This window comes from Actibacterium sp. (assembly GCF_041584535.1).
In the GTDB taxonomy this organism is placed as follows: Bacteria; Pseudomonadota; Alphaproteobacteria; order Rhodobacterales; family Rhodobacteraceae; genus Actibacterium_D.
In genome coordinates this window covers 1-6,865 of sequence record NZ_JBFHDW010000138.1, presented here as the reverse complement: position 1 = coordinate 6,865, position 6,865 = coordinate 1, and the positions used below count along the sequence as shown (strand labels likewise).

General features: G+C 60.6%; 9 protein-coding genes. 4 read left to right on the top strand and 5 right to left on the bottom strand.

Annotation, left to right across the window (positions count from 1 at the left end):
- The 4 genes from ABYW26_RS08320 to miaB form a co-directional block, all read right to left on the bottom strand.
- Positions 1-775, bottom strand: a 775-nt coding sequence (locus tag ABYW26_RS08320) for a PhoH family protein (RefSeq protein ID WP_372604303.1), incomplete at its 3' end; no start/stop codon positions are given.
- Positions 776-926: 151 nt separating this feature from the next.
- Positions 927-1,229 (bottom strand): hypothetical protein, encoded by a 303-nt coding sequence (locus ABYW26_RS08315; protein ID WP_372604302.1) that lies wholly within the window; start codon positions 1,227-1,229, stop codon positions 927-929.
- Between the two features lie 10 nt (positions 1,230-1,239).
- Positions 1,240-1,743 carry an OmpA family protein gene (locus ABYW26_RS08310; protein WP_372604305.1) on the bottom strand — a complete coding sequence of 168 codons (504 nt, stop codon included), beginning with the start codon at positions 1,741-1,743 and terminating at the stop codon, positions 1,240-1,242.
- 280 nt (positions 1,744-2,023) lie between these two features.
- Entirely contained in the window at positions 2,024-3,352 is a 1,329-nt protein-coding gene (gene miaB, locus ABYW26_RS08305; protein WP_372604301.1) for a tRNA (N6-isopentenyl adenosine(37)-C2)-methylthiotransferase MiaB, read from the bottom strand.
- Between the two features lie 124 nt (positions 3,353-3,476).
- On the opposite strand from miaB, the gene ABYW26_RS08300 reads away from it, so the two are divergent.
- A complete protein-coding gene (locus ABYW26_RS08300; RefSeq protein ID WP_372604300.1) occupies positions 3,477-4,346 on the top strand; it encodes a hypothetical protein in 870 nt (289 codons plus the stop codon).
- A 9-nt stretch (positions 4,347-4,355) separates the two neighbouring features.
- Here the strand turns inward: ABYW26_RS08300 and irrA are convergent, their stop codons facing one another.
- Positions 4,356-4,772, bottom strand: coding sequence for an iron response transcriptional regulator IrrA (gene irrA / locus ABYW26_RS08295; RefSeq protein WP_372604299.1), 417 nt, complete (start codon positions 4,770-4,772; stop codon positions 4,356-4,358).
- A gap of 174 nt (positions 4,773-4,946) precedes the next feature.
- Between irrA and fabA the strand changes: the two genes are divergently transcribed.
- From fabA to ABYW26_RS08280, 3 genes are all read left to right on the top strand, one after another.
- Positions 4,947-5,456, top strand: coding sequence for a bifunctional 3-hydroxydecanoyl-ACP dehydratase/trans-2-decenoyl-ACP isomerase (gene fabA / locus ABYW26_RS08290; RefSeq protein WP_372604298.1), 510 nt, complete (start codon positions 4,947-4,949; stop codon positions 5,454-5,456).
- 25 nt (positions 5,457-5,481) lie between these two features.
- On the top strand, positions 5,482-6,711 hold the full coding sequence (gene fabB, locus ABYW26_RS08285; RefSeq protein WP_372604297.1) for a beta-ketoacyl-ACP synthase I: 1,230 nt from the start codon (positions 5,482-5,484) through the stop codon (positions 6,709-6,711).
- A gap of 6 nt (positions 6,712-6,717) precedes the next feature.
- Positions 6,718-6,865 (top strand): SDR family oxidoreductase (locus ABYW26_RS08280; protein WP_372604304.1); only part of this gene is annotated, 148 nt, incomplete at its 3' end.

Below are 6,865 nucleotides of genomic sequence, written 5' to 3'. Positions count from 1 at the left end.
TGGCGTTCTGCGCTTCGTCCAGCACCACAAAGGCGTTCGACAGGGTGCGGCCGCGCATAAACGCCAGCGGCGCGATCTCGATGCGCTTTTCCTCGATCAGCTTGGCGACCTGCTTGCCGGGCAGAAAGTCGTTCAGCGCGTCGTAAAGCGGCTGCATATAGGGATCGACCTTGTCCTTCATGTCACCGGGCAGAAAGCCCAGACGCTCGCCCGCTTCAACGGCGGGGCGGGACAGGATGATGCGGTCGACATGGCCGCCGATGAACATGTTCACGCCCACCGCCACCGCCAGATAGGTCTTGCCGGTGCCCGCCGGGCCGATGCCAAAGGCCAGTTCATGCTCGAACAGCGCCTTCACATAGGCCTTTTGCGCGTCAGTGCGCGGTTCAACGGTTTTCTTGCGGGTCTTGATCTCGGTCTGGCCGCCTTGGAACAGCTCCATCTGGTCGCCATCACGAACCCCGGTGCCATCGGCGGAATTTCCCATTCTGAGGATACCGTCGATGTCGCCGGCTTCGACGCCCTTGCCGGTCTCAAGCCGTGCATACATCTGTTGCAACACCATGGCCGCGCGCCCTCGGGCGGTGCCGTCGCCGACCACGGCCAACAGATTGCCGCGTCGGATGATGTGAACAGAAAGGGCGTGTTCGATCTGAGCCAGATTGCGGTCGAATTCGCCGCATAGGTCGATCAATAGCCGATTGTCCGGAAACTCCAGAAGCGTCTCGTGGACGTCTTCGGCGCTGGGCGGGGGTGTGAGTGCGCTAATGCCCAAAACGACTCCGTTCTCTATAGCCTGCATAGATATGGTGGCAAGCTAAGGGCAATTACGCAAGCACTGGTCGCACGTCTTCACCAAAATGAAACAAAAAAGACCGTGATCGGATGCGATCACGGTCCTTTTTTGTGCGAATTGCGGGTCTGGTTCAGACCGGATCCGGAATGGACGAGCCGGATTTATACGGGCCGATTGCGGTGTTCGGCGGCGCGACGCCCGAACAGACCGGTTTGCCGTATTTATCAAGCCGCGCAGACAGATAGCCCTCGGCGCCATCGTCGATGATCCACTGATCACAGCCGGTCGGGTCAACCCAGATCCCGGCACGCAACTGGCTGAGATCCTTGTTGTCGATCCAGTTATCGACGGTTTTGTCCTTCTTGGGCGCATCAATGCAACCCGCCAATGCGGCGGCTGCGGCGACCAGGGCGATTCCCTTTACAAGTTTCATGTCCAGCCCCTTAACGAATACAAAGAATTTCGACGCGGCGGTTCTTGGCCATGCCGGCGGCAGTGGTGTTCGGGGCGATCGGCGCGCGCTCGCCATAGCCGCGCACATCGACCACATTGGCGCCCACGCTTCGCGCCACCTTGGCGACAGAAGTGGCCCGGCGCTGGCTCAGGCCCATGTTATAGGCGTCCGACGCGCGCGAGTCCGTGTGACCGACGATGACAAAGGCGGTGGCGGTCGCACTGCGGAAGAATTCCTGCAACCGGGCCTGACCCGCCGGGGTGATATAGGATTGATCGGTGGTAAACAGTTGATCCGCCGCCATCACTCCGCAGGTATTGCCGCGGCGGCAAACGGGGATCCCGTCGCGCGTGACGTGGGGGGTCATATAGCCCTCCCAACCGTCGTCCATCACCCAATGTTCGCAGCCATCGGGATCGACCCAGATCGTCGGGACATAGCGTTCACCCTTGATCTCTTTGGCTTGCGCCATACCGGTTGTCAGGCCCAACATCAGGGTCAGCGCAAGAACGCTGCCCAGACAGGCCCCGACTGTTTTGAAAATCCTCGTTACCACAGCTCTCGTCCTTTGCCCTTTCGGTAGGCGCGCAAAAGGCCTGCGGCGCACCACCAATCCCTATGATCTTTTGAATCTTAGCAAATTTCGTATAGTTGTGAAGGAAGTTTTACCACATATTGTGTCGCGTTGCGAAACATTCCGCTAGAGCCGGACCAATTGTCTCCAGATTTCGCATTTAGGCGATTTTGTGGCAAAGCCGATTCTGTTGGCCCGATCAGACGCCGACCAAAGCACCCGCCAACGAGTTGCTGGACGAGGCGGTGATTCTGACCCGCGCGATCTGACCCAACAGGCTTTCGGGCGCCTGCGTGTAAACCGCGTGAAGATAATCCGATTTTCCAATCAGTTGCCCCGGCAGGCGGCCTTTCTTTTCGAACAGGACGTTGACCTCGCGGCCCACCATGCTGTCCTGAATTTCGGCCTGCTGCTGGCTGAGCAACGCTTGCAGACGTTGCAAACGCTCGGATTTCACCTCCTCGGGCAGCTGCGGCCGCTCGGCCGCCGGAGTGCCGGGCCGGGTCGAGTATTTGAAGCTGTAGCACTGGCCATAGCGCACCTCTTCGACCAACCGCATCGTCGCCTCGAAATCCTCGTCGGTCTCTTCAGGGAAGCCGACGATGAAATCGCCTGACAACAGGATGTCGGGCCGCACCGTGCGGATACGCTCGATCAGCCGCAGATAGCTGTCGGCGGTGTGGCTGCGGTTCATCCGTTTCAGGATGCGGTCGCTGCCCGACTGAACCGGCAGGTGCAGATAGGGCATCAGCTTGGCACAATCGCCATGGGCGGCGATCAGATCGTCCTCCATGTCGTTCGGGTGCGAGGTGGTATAGCGGATGCGGTCCAGACCGTCGATTTCGGCCAACTCGCGGATCAGCCGCGCCAGACCCCAATCGCCGCCATCAGTGCCTTGCCCGTGATAGGCGTTGACGTTCTGACCCAGAAGCGTGATCTCGCGCACGCCGCGCGACACCAGATCGCGCGCTTCGCTCATCACCCGGTCACCGGGACGCGAGACCTCGGCCCCGCGGGTATAGGGCACCACGCAGAAGGCGCAGAATTTATCACAGCCTTCCTGAACCGTCAGAAATGCCGTCGGGCCACGGCTGGCCTTGGGGCGGCTTTGCAGCTTTTCGAATTTGTCCTCTTCGGGGAAATCGGTATCCAGCACCTTTTCCCCCGCGCGGGTTCTGGCCTCCATCGCCGGCAGGCGGTGATAGCTTTGCGGCCCTACCACCAGATCGACCAGCGGCTGGCGGCGCATGATCTCGTCGCCCTCGGCCTGCGCGACACAGCCGGCCACGCCGATCTTCAGATCGGGGTTGGCATCCTTCAGCCCCCGAAACCGGCCCAGTTCGGAATAGACCTTTTCGGCGGCCTTTTCGCGGATGTGACAAGTGTTCAGCAGGATCATGTCCGCGTCTTCAGGCGTGTCGGTGGCGATATAGCCCGAACCGCCCATGGCCTCGGCCATGCGCTCGCTGTCATAGACGTTCATCTGACAGCCATAGGTTTTGATAAACAGCTTTTTCGGATCGGCCATGGTCGCGCCCCTTGTCTTGGCCCTGCGTCCTATAGAAAACCGGCCCGGCCCGCAACGCTTGCAATACACCCCGATATGCATGAGTTTTGCGCCAAGGCAGCAGTTCACGCGATATGGCGGCGGTATGAAGTTCTCGGGGCTTTCGGATTTTCTGATCAATGGCAAAAGCGTGCTGGCCAAGGGGCCGGTCGGGCTGATCCTTGTCGAGGATCTGGTCGAGGTCGATACCACCCTGCGCCATCATTTGGAACACGGGTTCCACGCGCTGGTGGTCTTTGCCCCGCCCGAGCTGACCCTGCCCAAGGATATCGACGCCAAGGTGCATCTGGTAACGATGGACGTGCATCAGCCCGGCGCCTTGCTGGATGCGGTCAATCAGGTGATCGCCGCCGCGCCGGGGCAGTGGCTGTATTACTGCTATAACGCCGAATATCTGTTCTTTCCGTTTTGCGAGCACCGCACCATCGGCGAGATGCTGGCCTTTCACACCGAAGAACGCCGCGACGCGATGCTGACCTATGTGATCGATCTTTATGCCGACGATCTGGACCGGTTTCCGAACGCGGTGTCGCTGGAACATGCCCAACTGGACCGGTCCGGTTATTACGCGCTGGCCCGACCGGACCCCGCAAACCAGAACCACCCGAAAGAGCGGCAATTGAATTTCCACGGCGGGCTGCGCTGGCGGTTCGAGGAACATATCCCGCCCAAGCGCCGCAAGATCGACCGGATTTCGCTGTTCCGGGCCAAGCCGGGGCTGGTTTTGCGGCCGGATTACACGTTCAACGACGAGGAATATAATACCTATTCCTGCAAGTGGCATCACAACCTGACCGCAGCGGTCTGTTCGTTCCGCACCGCGAAAGCGTTGAAATCAAACGCCGGATCGACCTTTGATATTCACCGGTTCACATGGCACAACTCGGTGCCGTTCGACTGGACGTCGCAACAATTGCTGGATCTGGGCCTGATGGAGCCGGGCCAGTGGTTCTAAGCGCGGGCCTTAGCGGCGGCGCAGACGGATCACGATCTCGACCCGGGAAACCTCGGCCCCTGCGGGGGCTTTCGGCAGGCCGGTAATCTGCAACTGATCGGCCGGGGCATCGGTCAGGCGACCGTCGTCTTCCCAATAGAAATGCGGGTGATCGCCGGTGTTGGTGTCGAAATAGCTTTTCGAACCATCAACGATGATCTCTTGCATCAGCCCGGCATCGCAGAAGGTGCGCAGGGTGTTATAGACCGTGGCCAGCGACACTTTCTCGCCCGCCTCATCGGCCAGCGCGAACAGGCTTTCGGCGGTGACGTGGCGGTCCTGACCATCGCCGATCAGAAGCGCCGCCAGCGACAGCCTTTGCCGCGTCGGACGCAGCCCGACCGTCCCCAGCCAGCTGGTTCCGCGTTCAAGGGCAATCGGTGTCATCATGGGCCATCCCTAAGCTTTCCCTGCATATATACGGCGCCAGGCGGTCCTGTTTCAATGGAATTCCCCTAGGCGCTGATGTTCCCGCTTGTCCCTGCTGACTATTGCATGGCCGTAAAGCAGGGTGCTACACGGTGAAGTTAACAACAGGGGACACGAAAGGGGCGCGCCTGAATGGCCGATTTTCCAACAAGTTTTGACAAGGAAGACCTTCTGAAATGTTCGCGGGGCGAATTGTTCGGCCCCGGGAATGCACAGTTGCCGGCGCCGCCGATGCTGATGATGGATCGGATCACCGACATCAGCAGCGATGGCGGACCGCATGGCAAGGGTCACGTCGTGGCGGAATTTGATATCACCCCTGACCTCTGGTTCTTTGACTGCCACTTTCCCGGCAACCCGATCATGCCCGGCTGTCTTGGCCTTGATGGCCTGTGGCAGTTGACCGGATTCAATCTGGGGTGGCGTGGCTGGCAGGGTCGCGGCTATGCTTTGGGTGTGGGCGAGGTCAAGCTGACCGGCATGGTCCGCCCCGACCGCAAGATGCTGACCTATTACGTCGATTTCACCAAGGCGGTGCAAACCCGCCGCCTGACGATGGGCGTGGCCGATGGCCGCGTCGAAGCGGATGGTGAAGTCATCTATCTGGTCAAGGATATGAAGGTCGCTCTTTCCGAGAGCTGACCCCTGAAACAAAGGGAGTGCGCCTATGCGCCGTGTCGTTATCACCGGTATGGGGATCATTTCACCGATCGGCAACAATACCGCCGAGGTCGAAGCAAGCCTGCGCGCCGGTCGCTCGGGGATCATCGCCGAAGAGACCTATGCCAAGAACGGCTTTCGCAGTCAGATCGCCGGTATTCCGCAGATCGACCTGACCGCGGAAATCGACAAGCGCCAGCTGCGCTTTATGGGTCCGGGGGCGGCCTATAACTTTTTGGCCATGCAACAGGCGATTGCCGATTCCGGGCTGGAAGACAGCGATGTCTCGAACGAGCGCACCGGCCTGATCATGGGCTCGGGCGGTCCGTCGACCTCGAACTTCTTTGCCGCCTTCGATGCGGTCATCTCCAAGGGCAGCCCGAAACGCATGGGGCCGTTCATGGTGACGCGCTGCATGTCCTCGACCAACTCGGCCTGTCTGGCGACGCCGTTCAAGATCAAGGGCATCAACTATTCGATCACCTCGGCCTGCTCGACCAGCGCCCATTGCATCGGCAATGGTGTCGAACAGATCCAGATGGGCAAACAGGACATCGTCTTTGCCGGGGGCGGCGAAGAGGTGGATTGGACCCTGTCCTGCCTCTTTGACGCGATGGGCGCCATGTCGTCGAAATACAATGACACGCCGCAAACCGCCTCGCGGCCGTTCGACGCCACGCGCGACGGGTTCGTGATTGCCGGCGGCGGTGGTGTGGTGGTTCTTGAGGAACTGCAACACGCGCTGGCGCGCGGCGCCAAGATCTATGCCGAAGTCACCGGTTACGGTGCCACCTCGGACGGTCACGACATGGTCGCGCCCTCGGGCGAGGGCGGCGAGCGCTCGATGAAACTGGCGCTGAGCACCCTGCCCGAAGGCCGCCACGTCGATTACATCAACGCCCATGGCACCTCGACCCCGGCGGGCGACGTCACCGAGATCAAGGCCGTGCGCCGGGCCTTTGGCGAAGGCAACACGCCGCCGATCGCCTCGACCAAGTCGCTGACCGGGCACAGCCTGGGCGCGACCGGCGTGCATGAGGCGATCTATTCGCTGCTGATGATGCAGGGCAATTTCATCGCGGCCTCGGCCAACATCACCGAACTGGACCCCGAAATCCACGACGGCGAGATCGTGACCGAGCTGCGCGAGAATGTCGAACTGGACAGCGTTCTGTCGAACAGCTTTGGCTTTGGTGGCACCAACGCCACGCTGCTGATGAGCAAATACCAAGGGTAATACAGCATGGCCGAGTTGATGACGGGTAAACGCGGGCTGGTCATGGGCGTTGCCAATGACCGCTCGATCGCATGGGGCATCGCCAAGGCGCTGCATGCCGAGGGTGCGGAACTGGCGTTCAGCTATCAGGGCGACGCCTTTGGCAAACGGGTTC

Coding starts and splice junctions, on each gene's coding strand:
- ABYW26_RS08300 (WP_372604300.1), top strand. CDS start 3,477: ATGAAGTTCTCGGGGCTTTCGGATTTTCTGATCAATGGCAAAAGCGTG.
- fabA (WP_372604298.1), top strand. CDS start 4,947: ATGGCCGATTTTCCAACAAGTTTTGACAAGGAAGACCTTCTGAAATGT.
- irrA (WP_372604299.1), bottom strand. CDS start 4,772: ATGACACCGATTGCCCTTGAACGCGGAACCAGCTGGCTGGGGACGGTC.
- ABYW26_RS08315 (WP_372604302.1), bottom strand. CDS start 1,229: ATGAAACTTGTAAAGGGAATCGCCCTGGTCGCCGCAGCCGCCGCATTG.
- miaB (WP_372604301.1), bottom strand. CDS start 3,352: ATGGCCGATCCGAAAAAGCTGTTTATCAAAACCTATGGCTGTCAGATG.
- ABYW26_RS08310 (WP_372604305.1), bottom strand. CDS start 1,743: ATGTTGGGCCTGACAACCGGTATGGCGCAAGCCAAAGAGATCAAGGGT.
- fabB (WP_372604297.1), top strand. CDS start 5,482: ATGCGCCGTGTCGTTATCACCGGTATGGGGATCATTTCACCGATCGGC.